The sequence below is a fragment of the Pseudoalteromonas sp. G5_S1_54_S4 genome (assembly GCF_054968565.1).
In genome coordinates, this window is record NZ_JBQKUL010000021.1 from 39052 (window position 1) to 62038 (window position 22987).

16 protein-coding genes and 1 pseudogene are annotated in these 22987 nt (G+C 38.8%); 8 read left to right on the forward strand and 9 right to left on the reverse strand.

Annotation, left to right across the window (positions count from 1 at the left end):
- The first annotated feature begins 38 nt into the window (after positions 1 to 38).
- The 6 genes from dinG to ACTRWE_RS09855 all read left to right on the forward strand — a co-directional run bounded on the left by dinG (position 39) and on the right by ACTRWE_RS09855 (position 5124).
- Positions 39 to 2114: an ATP-dependent DNA helicase DinG gene (dinG, locus tag ACTRWE_RS09830; RefSeq protein ID WP_008467466.1), complete on the forward strand. Its 2076-nt coding sequence runs from the start codon at positions 39 to 41 to the stop codon at positions 2112 to 2114.
- Positions 2114 to 2890 carry a TSUP family transporter gene (locus tag ACTRWE_RS09835; protein ID WP_008467467.1) on the forward strand — a complete coding sequence of 259 codons (777 nt, stop codon included), beginning with the start codon at positions 2114 to 2116 and terminating at the stop codon, positions 2888 to 2890. The genes dinG and ACTRWE_RS09835 overlap by 1 nt, the downstream gene beginning before the upstream one ends.
- Position 2891: 1 nt before the next feature.
- On the forward strand, positions 2892 to 3500 hold the full coding sequence (locus ACTRWE_RS09840; RefSeq protein WP_008467469.1) for a primosomal replication protein: 609 nt from the start codon (positions 2892 to 2894) through the stop codon (positions 3498 to 3500).
- A gap of 349 nt (positions 3501 to 3849) precedes the next feature.
- Positions 3850 to 4653, forward strand: coding sequence for a histone deacetylase family protein (locus ACTRWE_RS09845; protein ID WP_008467470.1), 804 nt, complete (start codon positions 3850 to 3852; stop codon positions 4651 to 4653).
- A gap of 50 nt (positions 4654 to 4703) precedes the next feature.
- Positions 4704 to 4976, forward strand: a complete 273-nt coding sequence (locus tag ACTRWE_RS09850) for a late competence development ComFB family protein (RefSeq protein ID WP_013465384.1) — start codon at positions 4704 to 4706, stop codon at positions 4974 to 4976.
- The gene (locus ACTRWE_RS09855) at positions 4969 to 5124 is read left to right on the forward strand and encodes a YbaM family protein (protein ID WP_076916060.1); all 156 of its coding nucleotides are present in this window, start codon (positions 4969 to 4971) and stop codon (positions 5122 to 5124) included. Before ACTRWE_RS09850 ends, ACTRWE_RS09855 begins: the two co-directional genes overlap by 8 nt.
- Before the next feature lie 13 nt (positions 5125 to 5137).
- Here the strand turns inward: ACTRWE_RS09855 and ACTRWE_RS09860 are convergent, their stop codons facing one another.
- Positions 5138 to 7303 carry an exonuclease domain-containing protein gene (locus ACTRWE_RS09860; RefSeq protein ID WP_462879926.1) on the reverse strand — a complete coding sequence of 722 codons (2166 nt, stop codon included), beginning with the start codon at positions 7301 to 7303 and terminating at the stop codon, positions 5138 to 5140.
- A gap of 189 nt (positions 7304 to 7492) precedes the next feature.
- Between ACTRWE_RS09860 and ACTRWE_RS09865 the strand changes: the two genes are divergently transcribed.
- Entirely contained in the window at positions 7493 to 8917 is a 1425-nt protein-coding gene (locus tag ACTRWE_RS09865) for a sugar porter family MFS transporter (protein WP_008110937.1), read from the forward strand.
- Positions 8918 to 9073: 156 nt separating this feature from the next.
- On the opposite strand, the gene ACTRWE_RS09870 is transcribed toward ACTRWE_RS09865, so the two are convergent.
- The 4 genes from ACTRWE_RS09870 to ACTRWE_RS09885 form a co-directional block, all read right to left on the reverse strand.
- A complete protein-coding gene (locus ACTRWE_RS09870; protein WP_008110938.1) occupies positions 9074 to 11830 on the reverse strand; it encodes a response regulator in 2757 nt (918 codons plus the stop codon).
- A 473-nt stretch (positions 11831 to 12303) separates the two neighbouring features.
- Positions 12304 to 16074 carry a hypothetical protein gene (locus ACTRWE_RS09875; RefSeq protein WP_462879927.1) on the reverse strand — a complete coding sequence of 1257 codons (3771 nt, stop codon included), beginning with the start codon at positions 16072 to 16074 and terminating at the stop codon, positions 12304 to 12306.
- Positions 16075 to 16775: 701 nt separating this feature from the next.
- Positions 16776 to 17363 carry a hypothetical protein gene (locus tag ACTRWE_RS09880; protein ID WP_138585164.1) on the reverse strand — a complete coding sequence of 196 codons (588 nt, stop codon included), beginning with the start codon at positions 17361 to 17363 and terminating at the stop codon, positions 16776 to 16778.
- On the reverse strand, positions 17360 to 18052 hold the full coding sequence (locus ACTRWE_RS09885) for an AHH domain-containing protein (RefSeq protein WP_212747815.1): 693 nt from the start codon (positions 18050 to 18052) through the stop codon (positions 17360 to 17362). The genes ACTRWE_RS09880 and ACTRWE_RS09885 overlap by 4 nt, the downstream gene beginning before the upstream one ends.
- A gap of 204 nt (positions 18053 to 18256) precedes the next feature.
- On the opposite strand from ACTRWE_RS09885, the gene ACTRWE_RS09890 reads away from it, so the two are divergent.
- Complete coding sequence (locus ACTRWE_RS09890) at positions 18257 to 18748, forward strand: antitoxin Xre/MbcA/ParS toxin-binding domain-containing protein (RefSeq protein WP_273608825.1); 492 nt, start codon at positions 18257 to 18259, stop codon at positions 18746 to 18748.
- 297 nt (positions 18749 to 19045) lie between these two features.
- Here ACTRWE_RS09890 and cas6f read toward each other — a convergent pair whose 3' ends face one another.
- The 4 genes and pseudogenes from cas6f to ACTRWE_RS09910 form a co-directional block, all read right to left on the reverse strand.
- The gene (gene cas6f / locus ACTRWE_RS09895) at positions 19046 to 19648 is read right to left on the reverse strand and encodes a type I-F CRISPR-associated endoribonuclease Cas6/Csy4 (protein ID WP_462879928.1); all 603 of its coding nucleotides are present in this window, start codon (positions 19646 to 19648) and stop codon (positions 19046 to 19048) included.
- Entirely contained in the window at positions 19645 to 20673 is a 1029-nt protein-coding gene (gene csy3 / locus ACTRWE_RS09900; protein WP_462879929.1) for a type I-F CRISPR-associated protein Csy3, read from the reverse strand. The genes cas6f and csy3 overlap by 4 nt, the downstream gene beginning before the upstream one ends.
- The gene (locus tag ACTRWE_RS09905) at positions 20673 to 22724 is read right to left on the reverse strand and encodes a type I-F CRISPR-associated protein Csy2 (protein ID WP_462879930.1); all 2052 of its coding nucleotides are present in this window, start codon (positions 22722 to 22724) and stop codon (positions 20673 to 20675) included. The genes csy3 and ACTRWE_RS09905 overlap by 1 nt, the downstream gene beginning before the upstream one ends.
- Before the next feature lie 3 nt (positions 22725 to 22727).
- Positions 22728 to 22987 (reverse strand): annotated as a pseudogene (locus ACTRWE_RS09910) (TniQ family protein); the annotation flags it as partial.

Here is a 22987-nt window from a genome sequence, read left to right on the forward strand (position 1 = left end):
ACACTGTAATTATATACATATTTTAGGTTAATCATCACATGCTATCGAGCTCACTTAAAAAAACAATTAGACAAGTACACCAGCATGTTGCAAATAACCTAACCGATTACCGCCCTCGCAGTAGTCAAAACTATTTAGTTGCTGAAATCGCCAAAACATTAGCCGGTGAATACCATAAAAAACAACGTATTTGTGTTATTGAAGCAGGCACAGGCACCGGAAAGTCATTAGCTTACTGCCTAGGCGCTCTACCACTGGCATTAGCACAAAAAAAGAAATTGGTTATTTCCACAGCTACTGTGGCTTTGCAAGAGCAATTAATCGCTAAAGAGCTGCCGTTTTTTAAAAAACACTCAGGGCTCGATTTTAAATTTGATTTAGTCAAAGGTCGCCAACGTTATATTTGCGCTCACAAACTTCATAATGCGCTAAACAGCGATAGCCAAACTCAAATGGAGTTTATGCCTACCCTTACATCGCCATTAAGTGATATGGAAACTAAATGCTTAAAGCAACTTTACGATGCCTATGTAAACAAAAAATGGCAAGGCGATAGAGACAGCTGGGCCGATACCATTCCTGATAGAGTATGGGGGCTCATTGCTTGCGATAAGCATGCTTGCCAACGCCAGATGAAAGCACACCAAACATGTCCTTTTCAACTCGCCCGCCAACAGTTAATGCAAATGGATGTATTGGTTATAAACCATTCGTTACTGTTAGCCGATTTAGACTTAGGGGGCGGAAAAATTTTACCCGAGCCCGACAACACCATTTATGTAATCGATGAAGCGCACCACCTTGCACATATTACCCGCGACTTTTCATCTGCTGCAGCTACGATAAAAGGCACGATAGATTGGCTCGACAAACTTACTAAATTCAGTGGCAAAATGGCCAAAGTGTCAGTGGGTCAAAAAGGTATTGGGCAAAACTTTAAGTTATGCGATAGCGTTAACGATGCTAACAAAGATTTAAAAGTGGTGCGGGATATACTCGACAACGCCGATTTTGAATATTCAAAAGACGATACCTATCGCTTTGAACATGGTGAAATCCCTAAATCGTTACACGCTAAGGCAAAAGACATTAGCGAAGCCACGCTTGATGCATTACGGTGTTTAAATAAAATGCACGACACCCTCACACAAGATGTAAGCGATGGTGATATTAAACCTTATGTTGCCGACCCCATTCTGGCTGAAAGTGGGCAATACATAAACCGGTTAGAACAACTTAATAAATTATGGTTTAGTTACGCTACTAAAGGCGAAGGCACGCCGCATGCGCGTTGGATAAAACGACTTGAATATAAAAGCCATCATGATCACCTGCTTAGCGATTGTCCTATTGAAGTCGGTTATTATTTAAAAGATAAGCTGTGGAACGAATGTGCTGGAGCCGTGTTATGTTCAGCTACCTTGAGCGCCTTGGGTTCATTTGATCATTTTGCCTATGAAAGCGGTCTTGCTAAAGAAGAAGGCGTTAAATTTATTAAAGTCCCCTCTCCGTTTGACTACCCAAAACAAGCCACTTTACGCATTCCGGCCTCAAGTATAGAGCCAACAGATAAAGAGTTTAGCGATCATATTGCTAAAACACTACCCGAGTATCTAAACACTAAAAAAGCCAATTTAGTGTTGTTTGCCTCTTACTGGCAAATGGATCATGTAAGTAAGTTTCTTAGAACAAAAGGATTTAACTTATTAGTACAAGGTGAAATGTCACGAGAAGCTTTACTCAAATTACATACTAAAAATATTGATGAAGGCAAGGGCAGTATTTTATTTGGTACCCAAAGTCTTTCTGAAGGGCTTGATTTACCTGGGAAGTATTTAGAAAACCTGATTATTACCAAAATTCCATTTGCGGTGCCCACCTCGCCTATCGAAGAAGCGCAAGCAGAGTTTGTGCAAAGTAAAGGCGGTAATCCGTTTTTATCGATAACCGTGCCAGACGCAGCAAAGAAATTGGTACAAAGCTGTGGTAGACTGCTGCGTAAAGAAAGTGATGCAGGCACAATAACTATTTTAGATAGACGCCTAGTCACCAAACGATATGGCAAAGCCATGCTTGACACCTTACCACCTTTTAAAAGACAAATAGATTACTGATGTTTGAACTTGCACTCGACCCAACAACTTGGGCTATTTTATGTGGCGTTGCACTTTTAGCTGGCTTTATTGATGCTATTGCTGGCGGCGGTGGATTACTCACTGTACCAGCACTGTTAACGGCAGGATTACCTCCTCATTTAACGCTTGGCACTAATAAATTGGCCGCCAGTTTTGGCTCGTTAACGGCCAGTATCACCTATTATAAAAAACAACTATTTAACCCACGATTTTGGTTTGCTTCTATTATGGCTACCGCCATAGGTGCTTTGTTAGGCACACTTATTGTTGATCATTTAAGTATCGAGTTTTTAAATAAGCTCTTACCCATTATTATTATTTTAGTGGCTTGCTACAGCTTGTTTGGTAATTTAAGTACCACACAAAGTGATGATCTGCCTAAATTAACCCGCACAATAAAAGTAAAACAGTGGCTACAAGGATTAAGCCTAGGTTTTTTTGATGGTTTAGCTGGGCCTGGAACGGGAACTTTTTGGACTGCCTCAAACGGTATGTTTTATAAAATGAGTTTGCTACTCAATTGTGGTTTGGCGCGTTCAATGAATTTTGTTTCTAACTTCATCTCTCTGATCACCTTTGTTGCACTTGGCCATGTTAACTTTTTACTGGGAATTACAATGGGCTTCTTTATCATGCTTGGTGCATGGTTTGGCGCACATTCAGCTATTCGTTTTGGCAGTAAATTTATTCGCCCAGTATTTAATACGATGGTTATACTTTTAGCGTTAAAACTAATTTACGAGGCATACTTTTAATATGCAATCTGCTGCTTTAGACAAACTACGCCAACAAGTTGCTACGCTTAAGCAACAAGCTGAGCAATTTGATAAAGCAAAATTATTTGCTAAAAACCGTTATATGCAGGCACAGCCAAGCTTATTTGACAGAGCCGTATTTAGCACCAAAAGCATGAACTTGGTTGATTACGTAGTAGAAATAGAAGATGAAATAGCCAGCCTACCACCGAGCGATCACCGCCATGCCTACACTTACGCACTTGAGCGTATTGCCAGTCAGGTACAAGCGGTATTTAATGTTATTAAATCGACCCCTATTTGGGTGAAAGAAAATAAAAGTCATTATAAGCCTCGTGCTAAACAGCCTGTTTATAAACAAGCGGTGCAAAAAATCATGCAATCATCCCACGAGTTATATGACGAACTTAAACAAAACCATGAATTTGAACGCCGCCTGGTATTAATGATTGAAGAGCGTAAATTGCAAATGGAAAAAGCATCGCCTGCGCAAGCACAAAAGCTTAACCAGGAAATTTTAACCACTCATGCACGACTCGGCCGTTGTAGAAAAGCGATTTCTGCCACCGAAGACAAAATTCAACAAGTAGAAAAACAACAGCTACGCTAATGCAGCTTTATTACCACGAACTGTACTCGCAGCTAGAATTACCTGACCGCCATCGATTTCCAATTAAAAAGTATCAGCAGCTTAAGCATGAAGTTGAATGTCTAGGGTCTGTTGACCTTTGCAGATTAAAATTTGTTCAAACTAGGGGCGATTTAATCGCGGCGCGAGGTTTGTAACCTAGTGGGCTAAGTAAAAACCGAGCAACAAAGAGTAAATCGCCCCTAGGCAGAACCCGAAGGGCAGCGCCTGTTTGGCATTAATGCTGCGTTATCACCTATTTATGGGGAATAACCACACCACATAGGCTCTGCCTTGCCTAAATACCAAACAGACTGCTGCAAATTCAACCTTGAAAGGTCAACAGACCCTGGGCTACACCCAATTTATATCGCCTTCGCCTGCAACTACAGCGCAGTTAAGCTTATGCCATAGCTCAGATTATATTGCTGACTTTTTAAACGGGTCGTTGACTGACAAAGCGGTGAAGAAAATGGGATTTCCGCACTCACCTGAACTAGTCGAGCGAACACTTTACTCTGTTGGTGCCAGCATTCAAGCCGCTGAAAGTGCAATTAAAAGTGGTTTAGCGGCTAATTTAAGTGGCGGTTATCATCATGCTTACAGCAATTACGGCAGTGGCTTTTGTATTTTTAATGATTTAGCCATTGCTGCAGCCCACCTTATTGCAACGGAGCAAGCCGACACCGTATTAATATTTGATTGTGACGTACACCAAGGTGACGGCACAGCGCAAATAACCCAGCACCATGAGCAGATAATTAGCTGCTCAATTCACTGTGAACAAAACTTTCCTCGGCAAAAACAGCACTCAAACTACGACTTTGCCTTGCCAGCAAACACCATAGATGCAGAGTACTTAACAACACTAGAGCAAGCTCTCGAGTTATGTGTTCGTCTCCACCAGCCCGATATTATTTTATATAATGCCGGCGCCGATATTTACACCAAAGACGAACTTGGCTTATTTGATGTTTCTTTGGCTGGCGTATACGCGCGTGACTTTGCCGTTCTTAACTTTTGTAAGCAGCGAAACATCCCGCTTATGTGCGCTTTAGGTGGTGGTTATCAGCGTAACATCAATGATTTAGTCAGTGTCCATAAACAACTATTTAAAGCGGCTCTCGATTTATAACAGTCCTTGGTATAGACTCATTAAAGACAATAACAAAGAGTGACTGGAATATGCGATTAGATGACGACATACACAATTTTTACGAAAAACTTGTGTTAGAAGAAATAGAAAAACGTAAACTTAATGAGCGTTACAACGACGATGTAATGGCTGACTTTTGCTGTACCGTACTCAATCAGTTACCCCCACGTTATATTCGATACGATGTAGATATGGCGTTTTATTTAACTCAAACAGATCGCTTAGATATGCAGCAACGCGTTGAACTTGCTATTAATTTTGCGATTGATCAGATTGCTAAAAAGAAAGATATTAATGAGTAAACCGCTAGAAGACGCCCCTACACACATAAAACTGGCTGTTGATTTAATTATGATATTAGAGCAACACGATGTAGAGCCCGAAGAAGTATTAAAAGCGCTCGATATCGTAAAAAGTGACTTTGAAAATAAAGTAACAAAGCGCACTTAGCGCTTTTTACTTCCTAAACGCAAACCCTATTTGTAGATTGTTGTACCAGTAACAATAACTGCGCGGCCGCTTTAGCATCATCTAATGCACGGTGATGGTTAGTTAAATCTAAATTAAAGTGTGCAGATAAATTCCCCAGTGAGTACGACTTTAATCCCTTAAATGCTTTACGTGATTCAACAACGGTACATAGTTTTGGCATTTTAAAGTTGATTCCCAGCCCCTCAAGCTCTTTTTTAATAAATCCATAATCAAAATTAACATTATGCGCCACAAAAATACTGCCTGATAATTGATTCAGTAACGGCGCTGCAATCTCGCTAAATATGGGTGCATTGCTTACCATGGCATCGTTAATGCCTGTAAGCGAGGTAATAAAACGCGGGATGGGACGCTCTGGGTTTATCAATGTGGTCCATGTATCAACTATTTCGCCCTGCTTTATTTTAACAATACCAATTTCGGTAATACGGTTACCGCCTTTGAGGCCTCCTGTAGTTTCAATATCAACTACACTATAAATACGGTTAGGGTCTACATACCACTTCACCGCTGCAATATTGACTTTAAAACCACTGTTTTTTAAATTATCGATGCTCACTAGCTGGTTTCTTTTAAGCTTGTCTCCGGGCGCTTTTACCTCCTCAAAATGAACTGCGCTGTTATCAACAATCATTAAATCGGGGTAACCATCTTTTAATTGTCGGTAGTTTTTTGCCATATTTTTTAAATGGCTTAATAGCGCATTTATCGGGCTGTTTAAAATAAGCATCTCTAATGGCTTTAATACATCTTTGTGCCATCTAAATAAGCCATTTGGTTGCTCATAATACTTCGCTGCATAGTTACACACTAAACGCAGCAATTTTTGGGTACTATTACACGCAGCCAGCCGCGCTTCTATTTGTGAGGATTGATTTAAATAAAATGTATCTGTTTTTAAGGCTTGCGGGTAAATATCAAACTCATTGCAGGGTGGGGTTGGGGTTTCAATAAAAAGTTCCTGCCAAAAAACCAGCGCAAATAAGCTTTGCCACAAGGTATTCTCAGTATAAAAAACGTGTTTACCTTGGCGAGTGTAGTGATCACTTACACCTAACTCAACATCGCCACGGTAAAGTTCATCAACTTCTATAATACAGCGTGTACTGGCTAACATTTCACTAAGCCGTGAGCGTGTTTGCTTGTTAAATTTGCGCATTAAAAAGTCATCCGCAAAGTACAGTAACTCATCGGTGAGTGGATTTTCTATAATTTTCTCAAGTTGCGCCTTTACCCATTCTTTATTGCCTAAACGGTATTGCTCTCTTATTTGAATTTCTAGTGCGTGCGCATCGTCTTCGCAAGCATTAAGTACATCAAACGCAAGTGTTGGGTTAGTTGCTTTTAGTTGCTTATAAAGTATAACCAGTAACTTGTTTTTTAACTCTTGTGCAATAACCCCCAACGCTACTTCATTTATTAGCTGCTTTGCTAGTACCTCTCTTTCATTGTCATCTTTTGTATTTTTAAGCGTTAGTCGCAAACGGTTTAATGCATAGTTAGACTGCGCTTCCTCTATTGAATCAAAGCGCGACAAGCTTTCACTATGCTCTTGCCTAACAGGTGTTACGCCTAAATCTCGCAGTACAAATCGATTTTGATGATTAATATCGCCTGCACTGAGCCTGCCGATATATAAAAATTCAAAATACTCGTAATACTCTTCTCTATTATTTATCACGTACTGATTATATAAGTGTGCAAGACACTCTGGCTTAGATTCAAAGAATGAACTAGCTATTTCAACTAAGTTACTTTTAGCAGCGCTTTTTTTAAATAATGGTGGTTGTTCTTGCTTTTCTAGCAGCTCTATTAAGGCCGGTTTTGTTAGGTGACTTAGTAGTTGCCTATGATCTTTATTAGAGGGTTCTACAATTAACTTTGCCGCTTTTAATTTAAAAAGTGCTTGGTATGGCGAACTAATTTCTTCGTAGTTTAATGATTGGGTTTGAACTAAATAAGGCTTACGAGAATAAATGCGCGCCAACATACACTGGCTCTGCTCGTCGAGCGTATTTATTTTACTAATAAATGAAATATGCTTTTGCTCGAGTAAATGCATGCATTTCTCGCTCACAAACGTTAATAGCTCTCTAAAATGTGCCAAATAATATTTCGCTGGTAACTCTTTTTTCATAAAACCGCCCACACTGTATATAAAAACAGTATCTAGTATCTCGTTATTTTTATCAACCCAATAAATTTTTATGCATACGTATTACTATTGAAATATCTTTTTTAGCGTGATCACTCTGTGCTAAGGTTGCCAGCAAATTTAGTGCTACTTTAACTTCATTACACATAATAAAAATTAGGATTGAACAACATGACGACACAGCATGCAACTAAAGGTGAGCATAGCGCACAGACTAAGTGCTCGCTTTTATATGTTATTTTTATATCGGCCATTGCCGCTATTGGTGGCTTTTTATTTGGTTTCGATTCGGGCGTTATAAACGGCACCGTATCGGCATTAGGTAATACATTTAACTCAAGCAGTGTTGCAACTGGTTTTAATGTTGCATCTGTATTATTAGGTTGTGCGCTGGGGGCTTTAGCTGCTGGCCCATTAGCTGACAAATTTGGCCGTCGCGCTATTATGATTGTCACTGCCATTATATTTGCAGTCAGCGCTTTTGGCTCTGGGGTTGCCGATAGTTCTGCTGAGTTTATTTTTTACCGCTTATTTGGCGGATTAGGCATAGGGGCAGCCTCTGTTTTAGCACCTGCTTATATTGCAGAAGTAGCACCAGCAAGTTTACGTGGTCGTTTAGCGACATTACAACAACTCGCTATCGTACTTGGTTTATTCGCAGCCTTTTTAAGTAATTACCTAATTGCTAACGCCGCTGGCGGTGCCGAAGGTATTTTAATGTTAGATTTAGCCGCATGGCGCTGGATGTTTTGGGCTGAACTTGTTCCTGCAGGGTTATTTTTAATTGGCGTACTTTTTATTCCTGAGTCACCGCGTTACCTAGTCGCACAAGGTAAACTTAAACACGCTAAAACTGTATTTAATAAAATCTCAAATGACGATGCTGATACGCAAATCAATGACGTGAAGCAGTCTCTGCAAAGTGATAAAAAACCAAGTATTCGCGACTTATTTATTGATGGCAGTAAAAAAGTACATCCTATTGTTTGGGTGGGTGTGGCTTTATCAGTTTTCCAACAATTTGTTGGTATTAACGTGGTATTTTATTACGGCTCAGAGCTTTGGCAAGCCGCTGGTTTTGACGAATCACAATCACTGTTTATTAATGTGCTTGCCGGCACCACCAATATTTTATCTACCTTTATAGCTATTGCCTTAGTCGATAAAGTAGGCCGTAAGCCACTACTATTGGTAGGTAGCATAGGTATGTTTATTAGTTTAAGTGCACTTACCTACACCTTTGGAAGTGCAGGCCTTGATGAAGCGGGCAAATTAGCACTTAGCGAAAATATGGGTACCTTTGCATTAATAATGGCTAATTTGTTTGTGGTATTTTTTGGCTTAAGTTGGGGCCCTATAGTGTGGGTGCTACTTGGCGAAATGTTTAATAACCGTATTCGCGGTGCGGCCCTTGCTGTTGCAGCTAGCGCGCAATGGATAGCTAACTTTGCTATTACTATGACCTTCCCGATTATGCTCGGCAGTATTGGTTTAGCTGGCGCTTATGGCTTTTATGCCTTATCGGCATTTATTAGTGTATTTTTTGTGGTCAAATACATCAAAGAAACACGCGGTATGAAATTAGAGTCAATGTAATTACTTAGCCTGAGTAGCATCGACTTGCCATTAGTTTACTCAGGCTAATCCTCCGTCCTATTATCTTTCTGCTCATAAAACTAATTAGATACATTTAACCATTTGGCAAGCGAATACTCTCTGGCACGGTGTAAGCTTTTGCCTGTTGAACCATTATCAACTGAGTATATTACCAATCACAGTGTATAAATCATCACTATTAATTGGTTTGGCAATAAAGTCATCCATACCGGCTATTAAGCATCGCTGTTTATCTTCTTCATAGGCATTAGCCGTAATCGCTACTATAGGCACTCGCCAACCTGTTTTAAGTTCCATAACTCTAATCGTACGTGTGCATTCATAACCATCCATGTTAGGCATTTGGCAATCCATTAAAATCAAATCAAACGATTGCTCTTTTAATACATCAAGAGCCTTAATACCATCCTCGGCCATAACAACCACAGCTTTAGTCGGCTCCAACATTTTTGAAATAACCTGCCGATTTATCGCATTATCTTCTACCAACAGTATGTGCTTACCCAGCAGATTTGGTTGCAAAGCTGCTTTTTTAGGTAAGGTTGAGGGAGCGTCTGCTGACTCTGGTGCACTAATACTAAACGCAAACGTACTACCTTTACCCTCTTCGCTGTTTAACTGAATTTCACCGCCCATCATTTTTATCAGCTTTTGAGAAATAGCCAACCCGAGCCCTGTTCCCCCATATTTACGAGCAACGCCCACATCAGCTTGAGTAAATTCGCTAAATAACAGTGATTGCTGTGCCTTCGCAATACCAATGCCACTATCTTCAACGCTAACTTGAAGCTTATTATCGTGATAATCAAACGACAAATTCACAAAGCCTTGCTGCGTAAATTTATACGCATTAGAGAGTAAATTAATGATCACCTGATTTAAGCGTAATTCATCAACACTAATGCACAGTGGCAAATTCTTAGATTGAATAACCGTAAATTCTACCTCTTTGGCAGCAACAATAGAGGAAAATAAAGAACGTATATTTTCGATAAATGGAGTTAGCTGCGTAGGCTTAATATTTAACTCCATGGCATTTGCTTCAATTTTAGAAAAATCTAAAATATCGTTAAGAATATTAAGCAAGTTTTTTGCACTTTTTTGTTGTGTGATTAACAACTCCTTTTGTTCGGTACTTAAGGACTGATCTCGAAGCAAAACCTCTCCCATACCTAATATGCCATTCATAGGTGTTCGAAGTTCGTGACTCATGTTTGCTAAAAATTGTGACTTAGCAATATTTGCTTCATTGGCGAGTTTAACTGCTTGTGTTAATTCAGTTGTTTGCTCTGCGACTTTCTCTTCTAATTGCTGATTAAAATGACTAAGCTGTTTATTGAGATCTTCATTTTTTACATTAGAAGTTTGCAAACTTTTAATTGAGTGTTGTAGTGCATTGCCCAACATTTCAAATTGTTGCTGTAGTTGCAGCACTTCATACCAACTAGAATCTGTATTAAATACGTGTTTTTTAGTTTTACTAAAGCTATTAATTAAATGAGTGAGCTCTATGATGGGTTTAACCAACAAATGGGTAAATTTATGAATAAATAAAACCACTAGTGCAATAGAGCATAATCCTAATAACATAGTAGGCAACCATGCAGCCACTACCACCATAGTTAAATGTTTACGATTATATAACGATATAACCTGCCAACCTGTGTTGTCGTCAACATACTGATTTGTATGGTACATCTCGTTATCATTTGAGCGAAAAAGTTGATTGCCACTGAGGCTTTGAAGACTAAGTTCCTGCTGCTTAAAATCACTGAGCGCAGCAAACTGGCTTAACGAACTAAATACCACTTTTTTATCTGCATCTAGAACAAGTAAATCCCCATTATATTCAAATAAATTTGGTATAAACCGCTCTAATTGATCTAGCTTAAGTGATCCCTCAACGACCCCATAAAACTCATCATTTTTATAAATCGGGGCGGAAAGCGCTACAATGGGTTGATCGCCTAATCCTCTGCCTTGAAAAACACCACTGATGTAGCCCAACGGGAACTGCTGAGCTTGAGCAAAATAAGGACGATCATTAATATAACGCTGACTCTGACTCAAACCACTGAGTAATTCACTCGGCATACTTTTCTCGACATAACCTTCAGAGCTGGCATATAGACTAGTTACAAAGCCAGGATATAATTCCATTAGCCGCTCTAACTGCTGTTGTATTGATACCCCAGCACTTATTGCATCACTGGTTATTACCATGGCACTTTTATGAAACAATAAATAATCACTCAGCTGGGCACTGATCGAACGAGATTTTTCTTTAAGTTGAGTGTTTACTTCGTATTCTAAGCGCGAATAATGCTGATTAACCAAAAAGGCACTGGTGATCAAAACCACTAAAGCAATAATTATACTTACAACATAGCTTAATATTCGGGCCAGAGGCTGCCCTTGATAAGCTCGGCTTGCATGGGGGACAAATATACTCACCAAGTCAACCAAAGCCAACGCTATCATAGCATTGATTAAGTATTTTGAGGCAGCCACAACAAGTGTGAGCCAAGGCAGGCCTATAACAAAGTGACCCAAAACCCACACCAGTGGTAAGCCCACTAAAAACCAAAATACGGCGCCTAAAGGAAGTATTGGCTTAGAACGCTTTAAACAAAAGACATAAAGCCAAAATAGCTCAAGTACATAAACAACACTGGTCCAGCTATGCCCCCAGCGATAAAATAAAAAACCAGTTACAATCGCTAAACTAAGAAGAGAATAACGAAGCCCTGCAAACACTAGGCTAAGTATTACAAACGTCTGACCAAATAAAAATTCAGAGCTATCAAAAAAATACAGAGGTAGAAGGTTAGCGCAACCTCCAATAAGCCCGAGTAATATTGCCAGCGCCCATTTATTCCTCTGAGATGCCATATTGACCCTTTATAGCTTTATTGAACACCTGCGGTGTATAGTATAATCACGAGTTTTAATTATTACTTACCCGTTAGCTATTGTCTATAATGACAAAAAATTAGCTAAGTGCGTAAAAGCTAGAATTAGCGTACGAATAACAAAATAAAATATTAGAAAATAGATAAATGGAATTTTAATACACCCAATGTTGTTTGAAGTATAAGTTGGCATAATCACATTCGATTTCATTGAGCTACAACGGCACAAGTGAAGTGTAAGTTGGCATAATATTGAAGCTTATAATGGCATAAAGTTACCATATACGAGCTCTTTAAAACCAACACCACAAGAATACTGCCAAGTTTAGTTTACTGCTATGTACCATTTCCAGACGTACGCAAATGCGCTTGTTATACAGCACTTAGATTCTTGTCGCTCGTCACCTAGTGGAAGCATAGAAAATAGTAATTAAGTATCTACCGAAATTTTAGCTAATTTAAATCTACTGTTTGATCATGCCGATTGGCATCTGAACGATAATAATCTGCAAGTTCCCTTAATATTTTAGCTGTGCGCGGGTATATCAACTGTACAGACTCTGAGTCCGTTTGATACCCTCCAGCCAAAGACCTCTCTTGTTCTCCACCAGCATACGGATGCCTTGTGGTAACCCCCCTGGAATTTAGTTTTCCATTCACTATGCCGTCTTTAAAAGACTCACTTTTTAGAAACTCGATAACACCTCTAACAGATTTTTTAGGCCATATACCATCTTCTTCATCTGGCTGACATTTGGAGAGGTATTTCCCGATGTATAGGTCACCAATATCTAACCTGTCACATTCAACTAACTGCTCCCTAGCCAATAAAACCCACTCACCAATAAAGTCATCTTCTGGCAAAAGGTGCAAAGTATCAAGTATATCCGACGCTGCACTAGCAACTTGTTTTGCCTGTTCCTTAGGCATTGTTTCCTCCTCTTCAACACCATCTTTTCTTACAAAGACCCACTTTATTAATTGCACAAAGTTCGATGGATCTTTTGCAATTGACTTATGAATAAAAGTTGGTGAGAAATCATGATGACGAAAGGCTTTTACATACAGCCATTCAACCTGCAATACCTCTTCGTCACTACACTGGCCAGAATCCTGAATAAACTTTATCGCCTGAGTGATATCATGACTTACAGTCTGTATTGAAATCCTATCTATATCTTCAGGGTTAGTAGCGACTTTTATAAGTATTTGATGAGCAAGCTTGGCATCCAGATCTCCCGCACTTTTTCCACGGTGGAGAGATTGGGCAAATGCATCAATGGCAGCTAGAGGCCTGCCATTCTTCAATAGGTTACTAGAAATATACTCTACCAAGGAGGAATCTTTATCTTGAACAAAGTAATATGTGATCTTGTGCCAATAACTCTCTTGTACGGACTCGTCACACGCTTCAATAATATCGAATGTTTCTTGGGTAACAGGGAAATTCGCTAACATTTGGCTTTTAATGCTTTCATCAACCAAATGATGTTCGCTAATTATTTTCTTGGCACTAGTAAAATCGGAATGTGCCATTGCTGAAAAATATCCATTTGAGCACTCTTTATAGCTGTCATCTTGTCCTAACCAGACAACCAAATCATCAACGAATAAATCTTTTAGTTTAGACTTATATAATGAAGAACCTACCAGCCGAGGAAGCTTACAGTTTTCTAACAGGTCTTTAAAGTCATCAACCCCAGACCCATCAACTAATACTTCTAGTTTTTCAACTCGCAAAGATTCTAAGTATTCCTGCCTTTCATCATAGGGCACTTTTCTTCTTTTTACAGGATCAATCAGATCAGGCCAATGATCATCAAAAAGATACTTCGCATTGAGTGCGGGGCTATCAAAATCAAGGCGTAGATAAACCTCTTCCAATTTGGTTATCACTTCATCTGACCATGCCCAATCGGCATCTGAGAACTCTCTATGCCTAGAGATTAAATCCCTTAAACGCTTAAGTAATTTTTTACGAGAATCTTCAGACAACTTATTGATATCAACTGATAGCAATTTATCAATGATTATTTCGCGCTGAGCAACGGTATAGGAATCGAAGTTACTCGCTAAATCGATGTATCTGTTATCTGGGTCTTTGTCGGCTTCAGCGATCATTATATCAACAATTTTTCCGACATATGAAAAGTAGTCGCTTTGCTTAGTAGTTTTATCAACCCCCTCAGCCCAATCTTGATAATCTGGACTAGCTAACCCACTTGTCGTTCTCGTATTACCAACCAATAATTCACGCATCAATCTCCACGCAACTTCGGGATACTGTTTTAAGAGGACTTCTTTAATAAGGTTAGCCCGCTCATCATGCGTAGCGGAGCTATATGTAACCCACCCAATAAATATGTTGACTAACGAAGAAAATGGCCTATTACCGTATCTGCCGCCAGGATCTATTTCCGAAAGCCTTGCTAAAGCCTGACAGACTCTAGTGAGATAGTTTTTATTCCAGGATATTGTTTCTAAAGCCCATAAAAGATCAGAATGGTAACACCCACCAGTAAAACTATCTTCGGCTTCCGAATTAAATAGACCAAGTAATGGTGAATTTTCACCTAGCGAGGAACTATCTACCGCGTCTAGAAAAACCTCTGGCGCAGCTTCCGCTAAAGGTGATGTGGATCTACCAAGTGAATACCAAAACTCCGTCGTATTATTATCTTTGAAAAGATGACTCAACCAGGCATCAATCTTATTCTTAACCGACACCCCACCGAGCTGAGATGCATAATCATCACTATAAGTTGACAGCAAGGCTAAAGTATCAGCTATATCTCTTTTTAATAGGCCAGAGTATTTTGGTGCATTTCCCTTAACAGAAGCCATCCACCTTTCGTCTGGATCTAGATTATACGATGGATCAATATCTCCTAATACTTTGCCACAAATATCACCAAGCTTTTCGATATGGGAAATGGACATTAAACTTTTAATGTTCAACCAAAAGTCAATTTTAGATATCACCTGCCAAACCTTACCAACTCTACGGATAGGCGTATCAGAATAAGTTGAAAGCTTGTCTAGTTGCTTTTCAAGCTGATCGTAATCCATTCCAGATAGAGCGGACAAAATATCTTTGTCATTATCATTATTTGAACTCCATTCTGTAGCAAAAAAAGCTGCGAACAATACATCTACATCGATTTCTGTTGGCCACTTTGGCGCAATATATTCTCTGGGCCTTAATATTTCATGTCTCAGCAGAGGTTCCAAATAGCCTTTAGTATCAGAATATAACTTAGAGGCCTGGCTATCATTAAAGCCGAGCTTTTGTATCGCCTCCTGCTGAATCAATCGAGGCCGCTTATCTAAACGGATAAGAGGGGTTTGCTGGCTTGATTCATCTGTAGGCAATATCACAGTGTGCCCATTACTGACTGCATCGCCGACCCCGTTTGGCTTGAAATTGATTGGCATTAATATGAGCGGAGACTTAGATGATGCAATATCATCCCAAGCAGACTGGTCGAGCACTGTTAGAAATTTAGAGCTTAGTGAATCATCATTTAAAATGACCGAAAGAATAAACCCTTGAGATTCATTGATAGACTTGGCGCATGCTGTATAACTGGCGGGGCCGCCCATTAAAGAACCTTTTAAGCGATCAGCTTTCTCATCCCTGTTGTAAAGGAAAAAATCACCAGTGAGTGAGATCTCTGTGATATTGGAAAACTTTGACCAGCTCTGTTCAATATCCCATAAATTAGGACACCGTTTACCTATTAACTCTGCAAACCAACGATGTACCGCCGGGCACTGCTCCAGCCAGTCACACAGAACTTTTGCATTGATTGCTTTTACGCCACTCCACTCTTCTTCAAGGTTCTTGTCGGCCTCCCACTTGGATCTATCTTTCCAATGCCTCGATGTTACAAAAACGTAGGTAGTATTCTTTTTATCAAATGGGCTAGGGCCCTTTGTTCGCTTTTCATAATCATCATTTGCTTTTGAGTTGACGCTTTTATCGGTTCCAAACTCCCAAGCCGACACTCCCGATGGCACAAATAAATTACCTTGATCAACTTCAAGCTCGCCATCCCAACCACCGGTGGATACAGAGTCCCCAAATGGAAAATCAATTTTTCTTGGATTGGATGAAGCCCGTATAAGTTTATATAAAAGCTGAGGAAGTAACTCTTCTGACCTGCGCTTATCTGTCGCAGTCCAGTTCTTTATATCGTTCTCCGTGACATGCCAACCAGACATAGTTACTCCTTTATAGTGATCGATAATCATGAATTCATGATTATTTAATTTGTTTAGCCCGCACAAGTTGAAAGTTGACGCGATATCAAGCCAACTTTACTGGCGTGTCTATCGTATCTAAGCTACCCCTGCGTTACTCAGCGTTTATTATGAACTTATTAAACCTAATGTTTCACCGTTAAGCAATGATCTTTTTTTCATGCACAATCGCGACTAGCCTGAGCAGTTAAGCAGGTTAACTCATTGATTTCATGCAGCAAGCAAGGCTGCTAACTCGTTCGCGTTATTTTATTTGTCACCACACTTAAATTATTCATCATACCAGTAAATGCAGATACCAATTAACAGTGAGGGCTATGGATAAATCAAAGGTGATGTCGTGAGTCACCGTTTTTTGACTGACCGGTTATCGCTCATTAGGGACTGTCAGATAAAATCAAAACACTCTTTTCAAACTGAGATGTGGGCTACTACAAATTTGTTATTAAATTTTTATGCAAGAGAAATTGGTAAAAAACAACCAACAGATAAGCTGTTAAAGTTCATTGGCATATAGCATCCGATTTATTTCAGGCATTAAAATACCCACATCCATGTGGGTATTGAAATTACTAAAATATAATAGGTGGTTTTTAAAAGGTAGTTTTGATTTTCGTTTTATATAACACTGCCTAAATAATGTTTTCTTTATCTAAATTAACTTAATTAGAAAAAATATTATCCAGATCTTCGTCAATATAAACACCCGTTAATCCATTATCTTCTACAGCAGATTTAAACTTATCTGTACAATACAAACGAGAACCACCTGTCAATTTACTCTTAAAAACAGGCTTATTTTTTACATCATCATTTATGAAAGCAATCTTGATACAATCTAAAGGATAACCGTCTAAATATTCGCGTTCACATTTTGCTTCATCTTCTTGTCCAAATGTACGCAAGTTAAAGATTACAATAGGTTCACCATCAGCTTTTGTTTCAATAAACTCACCTAAAGGCGCTAATAAATCTTTTAAAGCCTCATAAGCATTCATCCGAAGAGCGATAAACCCATCCATGATACTTATATCGTAGTTATCTTTTAGATAACCAGGTAAAAAAGACAACTCATAACCTTCAGGCCAATACTCTAATAAAGAGTCATTATTCATATGGATATCAAGTAGAAACATGCAAGCATCTTGATTAGATGGCAACATTGGTTGTATTTTTTCAGCGAATGAAAGTATGTCCCACTCAACCATGTCGTAAGAATTAGTAACAGGCTTTAACGAGAACAACTTCATGATTTACCATCCCAATTAGCATTTTTACGCATCATTACGCTGGCTGGCATCATATGGTTTTTAATTTTTATTTTCACGCCACGTAATGCATTTATGAAATCGAGCTTATTTACTTTGGTTCTTAAACTAGTAGACACCCAAACTTCATAATTATGGCGATGCAGCCTTCTGTGAGAAACAGTGTCAGGCGTAGCCCAATCATCTGACTTATTTTTTTCAAAGTTTCTTAGCCATACCCCATTCGTTGGATCATTAATACCAATACCAAACGAATGCATTCTTAAACGCGCAGCATATGTAAGGCGTTGTCTATAACGTCCCTTACCACAAACAATATGATGTGCTTCATGATATGAAGTCGGTTTTGGCTCGCCTGCCGCTCGTAAAAACTTAGCAAGTTTTTCCGTAGGATGATGTTCTTCTTCTGCTAGCTCCTTAACAGAACTCCCTTCACTTTCTGCGCGGTAAGACTCTAAGCTTTGCTGCGCGATAAGCAAGTGCTCTAAACGCTTGCGTTCTTTTTGTAAGTGGTTGTAATCTCTTTGTAGCTTTTCCTTAGATGCAGCAGATTTACGGCGCTTATCGTCGTAGTGTTTTTTGGCTAGTAATTCATAATTATAAATAGCCATTTCTAAAGGGCTGGGGTTACTTGGTCGATCTGGCATTGGGTAGCGCTGTAGTTGAATCATCCTTAAATCCTTAAAATTTCCTTTTATTAACGCGTAAAATAGCAAATAGACTATTGAGGTGCAATTATAAACGTTACACACCTAATAATTGCGATCATTTTATTGCTTACAATGAATTACATAGCGGTCAAATTTCCTCTTCATACAACACAATTTTTGACTGACTGGTTATCGCTTTAAGCAACTATCAGCAGGGTAACAGAAGTGCTATTATTAAATATAACTTTTTCTGGCTTTGAGGTATGTATGCCTAGTGATATTCAACCTAGTGCTAATCATAAATTTGTAGATATACTCAGCAATGGAAAAGTTAATTTAAGCTTAAACCCGTTAGATGAAATTGAATTAATTCAGCGCGGTTTAGATATAAAAAGTGTTGAGAAGTTTAGGCTTCAGTTAGGTTGGGATATTCAACCCTTTGCTAAAGCAATTGGTACAAATACTAGAACTTTCGAAAGTCATAAAAAAGAGCATAAACGTTTAAATGCAACTTTGAGTGAAAATACCTTCGAGCTGGCTCATTTAGCATCAACTTGTATTGATTACTTTGAAAGTATTGAACGATGGAATAAATGGCTAAATACATGCTCCTTACAATTTAGCTCTAAAACACCTTTAACATTTGTAAATACAATTGCTGGTAGAAGGTTAATTAAGAACGTTATAAATAGCCTTAAATACGGTTATAACGCTTAAAAACATCCCAGCTTTTGCTGGGGTCTCTCTATTTAGCCTCTGCCTTTTCGGCAGTTAAAAGTCACAAGTTGTGGTTGTTCAATTCCTGGCCTAACTTCAGCTGCCTACTCGGCAGTTCACCTCTACTTCTAGTAGAACGTCCTTTCCAAGCTATTTCAAGCTGCCTACTCGGCAGTTCACTATAAAAAATAGTTTAAATTTCTATAAATACCAAACTGTTAAACGAATTTAAATCATTTACCCTTATTTTCAATTAATCTGCTAACTCATTGAGAATCAAAAGAGTGTTTTTAACTATTAAATAAGGGTATTCAAAGAGGGAACCGTGCCTTGAAATGTTTGATTTGTAGCAAGGCCATAATTATTAAACTGATTTTTTATAGATTCAGCATTTTCAATTTTTTGTATATGCAGTATAAAATTTTCCCCGTTGCCTTTGCTTGATACGGGTATTGAATGAAAATGGCCTATGTCTTTTGCCTCAAATTGATATTCTGGATTGTAGACTTCGCCTCTGGCTTCAGCTCGTTTTTTAGCGCGTTTTAACCGCCTTTGCTTTTCGCCAACAAAAGCTTTGGCTACTGATTGATTGCGAATAAACATAACCTCATTTTGCTCTGTTGGTACTTCGAGTATTTTTGATAAGCCAAATAACTTATCATGAGCCATCATCTCAAAATAGCTTTGCTGAGATAGGTTGGTTAATTGCTTTTTATCTATTGATACAAACGCTATTTGATAACCTACCGTTTGCTCATTCCACTTAGGAAAGCACATACCAATATTACTTATTCCGCGTGAACTCATGAACCCGTGTAAAATGCCGATACACCTCCCAGCCAGCAGGCTTACATCACAATTTTTAGGTAGATAAGTAATGGTAAAGTAATAGCGCTTCAAGCTTTACTCCTTTGGAACAAGCCACCTTTGATCAACACTGACGCAATAAAGTGAACTGCGTTTGATTGTTCACTTTGATCTAAACCATGCTTTTCCATGTGTTTAATATGCAAAGCAATGCGAGGGAGTAATGAATAAAAGTCTGAATGGCTCTTAGGTGTTCTGTGTGCAACTAATATTTGCTTATCTGCGCCATATTCATGGGTGCGCAAAGGTTTGTAACCTCCCTCATACCAATCATCGATAGTTTGAATAGCGGCCCCTACTTTTTGCGAGTTTAAACTTGCTGCTTTTTTATCGCCTACTTGAGTATATGCAAGTTGTTTAGATGACATGCCTTGTTCAACAGTATCTACAAACTTTTGACTTGGGTGAACCTCTTGGCTAAATGCATTTTTAATTTTTGCGTTTATATCTAAATAACAATAATTTTGAGGGTTACTAAGCCCTTCTTGAATAGCTTCTGACAACGTTAATAATGCCGTTTGATTATTTTGCCAATTGTCTTGCCATTTTAGTTTTTGTGCACCTTCAACAATAATTGGGTCTGCATGTTCTGTGAGGATTTCAATATCAACGTTCGGTGATTGACGGTTGCGCCAAAGCCAATTGCCCATCAGTATATTTTTAGCGTAACGGGTAGCAACTTCATTAAGGCCATTGTGCTTTTTATAGGTTTCAAAAAAACGTTTTAACCAATAAATAACTTTAGGATCATCACAAACATGAGGCTCAATACTATTGGCCTCAACCCTGAGTGAAAAACGACAAAATAGCTCATTTACTGTTGGAGGCACGTAGCACACATCAATTGTTTGAGGGTTCCCAAAAGCGAGATCTTGTGGCGCTAAGTTTTTAGCCACATTTTGCTTTTGATACGCATCGCTAAACCCTGACTTTTGCCCAACTAATTTATTTTGCTCTATTTGTAGCGGTTCAAAATCAGATTCCGGTGTTTTATAAAAAAACACCGCTTTACTGGGTGAGAGCGAACGCGTGTAACTTAAGTGCCGAGGTAATTGCATTATTCATACTCAAACTTAGACTTTTTCATAAGCATAGACCCTTTTTGAACATCCATAATCCAAAATGCGTCATGAAAGAACTGCTTAGCGCCTGCGTACTTTACTGATGTATTGCTAACACACTCTAAGAGCCCAATTACGGGCTCTGCATAACAATGGTGTTCATGTAATGCTGCATCTCGCTTTACGGGTTCTTCAAGCGCAGCAAAGCCAATTGCAGCGGGTCTTAAATTAAAGTTACCGTTAAGCGCATCTATCAATTGTTCAAAACTTTTGACTACTTTTTTTGATGGGTACAACCAACTGCCATTTAACGATTTTGCCTTAAGGTTTTTAAACAGCTCACTCGGTTTAGTATGTACATGACACCAGTCAATATTTTGATATAACGAAGGTGGATGCATAGTCCCGCCTGCAAATGAAGATGGTAGTGCGGGCTTTATAAGCTGACTATTTAATTTATCTAACAGCTTAATGTTTGGTACGAAAAGCCTAAATACTAAATCGAGTGTTATGTCACATTTAGGTTTATCGATAATTCCTGATCTTATTACATGACTACGCCCTGCAACTTGTTTTAACTTGCTTGGCTCAGGTAATGGTTTACCTGTATGTAATTGATAGTTTTCAATGTAAATGGCACTGCCAATACACTTAATTGAAGGGTCTATAAAGTTTTTTAGCTTACGCTCAAAGTTATGAGCAAGCCCATTTAAGGCAGTAAGTGACGGCATACCTTGAATATACGAGTTAGCCATTGCCTCTGCATCAAACACTCGCATATCTTGGCAATGTACATACACTATTTGCTCATCATTTAATGTTTCTTGTTCAGCTACACAGTGAGTAATCACATAGTTTAACTGTATTTTAAACAGCCCCATTAAATTAGGGTGATACGCAAAGCGTTTGAGCTTACTTAAATTACCAAGGCTCTCATTTAGTACGTTACTAAATTGGCTAATACAGTTAGTAATACTCTGATCTAAGTAATGCTTTGCCCACTCAGGGTAAGCTTGGTTTTGCGCGTTATTTTTAGCTTCAAGAATGTTATCAAGCCATAACTGCAAGCTAACACGTACTTGCCTAATAGCAGCGACTCGCGCTAATCGCTTTTGCCTTAACGTATTAAACTGCTTAATACCTACCAGCACCAAAAGTGCCTCTTGAAATTGACTGCTTAAAAGCGCACGAATTTTAAATGCTTTCTCAATATCACTATTAGCTACTTTAGAGCGGTTAACAGCCTTAGAATATGTTTTAGGAAAGTAACGCAGCACTCTTATATTGCCGCCTACTGAGCTTGCTAAATCGCCTACATTGGCTGGCCTTGAGTGCTCAACTAAACCAAAGTTTAACTTACGATCTGTTGTTAATTGCTGAATTTTAGCTAGCATTGCGTGACTTACTATAGGCGTAACCGCAAGGTAGCTTTGCTGAAATGGCATTTGTAATTGTGGTGAAAAAGAGCTTACTTCCAATGGGAGTTCTGCCATTGGCAAATGCTGTTTTATTTTACCCGCGATGTCTAAAACCGCTTTTTTAGTAAACTCGTACTCTCTTATTAAATTAATCCAAACAGGCTCTTCAGTTATTAATAACTTTGCTAAACAAGTCACTTCGCCTTGCCAAGTAAATGAGGTTAAAAATAGCTTTGCATGATTAATTTCAGCACTGTTGTGCGACCATCCAAAACTTAAAGGTAATGACCGGCTACAAATACCCGCAATATCTTCACTTACAACTTCACTAATTAAACGTTGATGGCTTACTCGTATATCGGGGTATTTTAAATTATGAGTATGAAACCATTTAACTTCGTTAATACATTTACTCAGTAACACTTCATCACGTAATACAATTTTAGCGGCTCTTACACTTGTTAGATCATCAATCTCACTTCGTTTATAAACTAGGTTAATGAGCACAGTCAGCGCTTGTTCTTCAAAGCCATCTACCGCAGCATGAGGCATGTATGGAGCAAACAACTTTCTTAGTGCTGTGGTTTTTTCTTTTAGTGATTCAATTGCAAATGCATTTTGTAAGTTCATAAGTTACCACGGCGCTATAAATTGTTTTTTTGTTTGAGGCTTTTCAGCTGAGAATGCTTGCTGTAGCTCAATTACTTGGCGTAAATAAAAAACATGGCTATCAGCTCTGAGCTGTTCGTGCTTTTTTTGTGGATAAGCACAGTTTAAAAAGCCTTCTTGATGAAGCCTGTAAACTTGCTCTGTAGTGGTGTTTAACAATACTGCGGCATCAAAAGTACAAAGCAGTAAATCTGCAATATTTGGATGTTTAGCTTTAGGGTTAC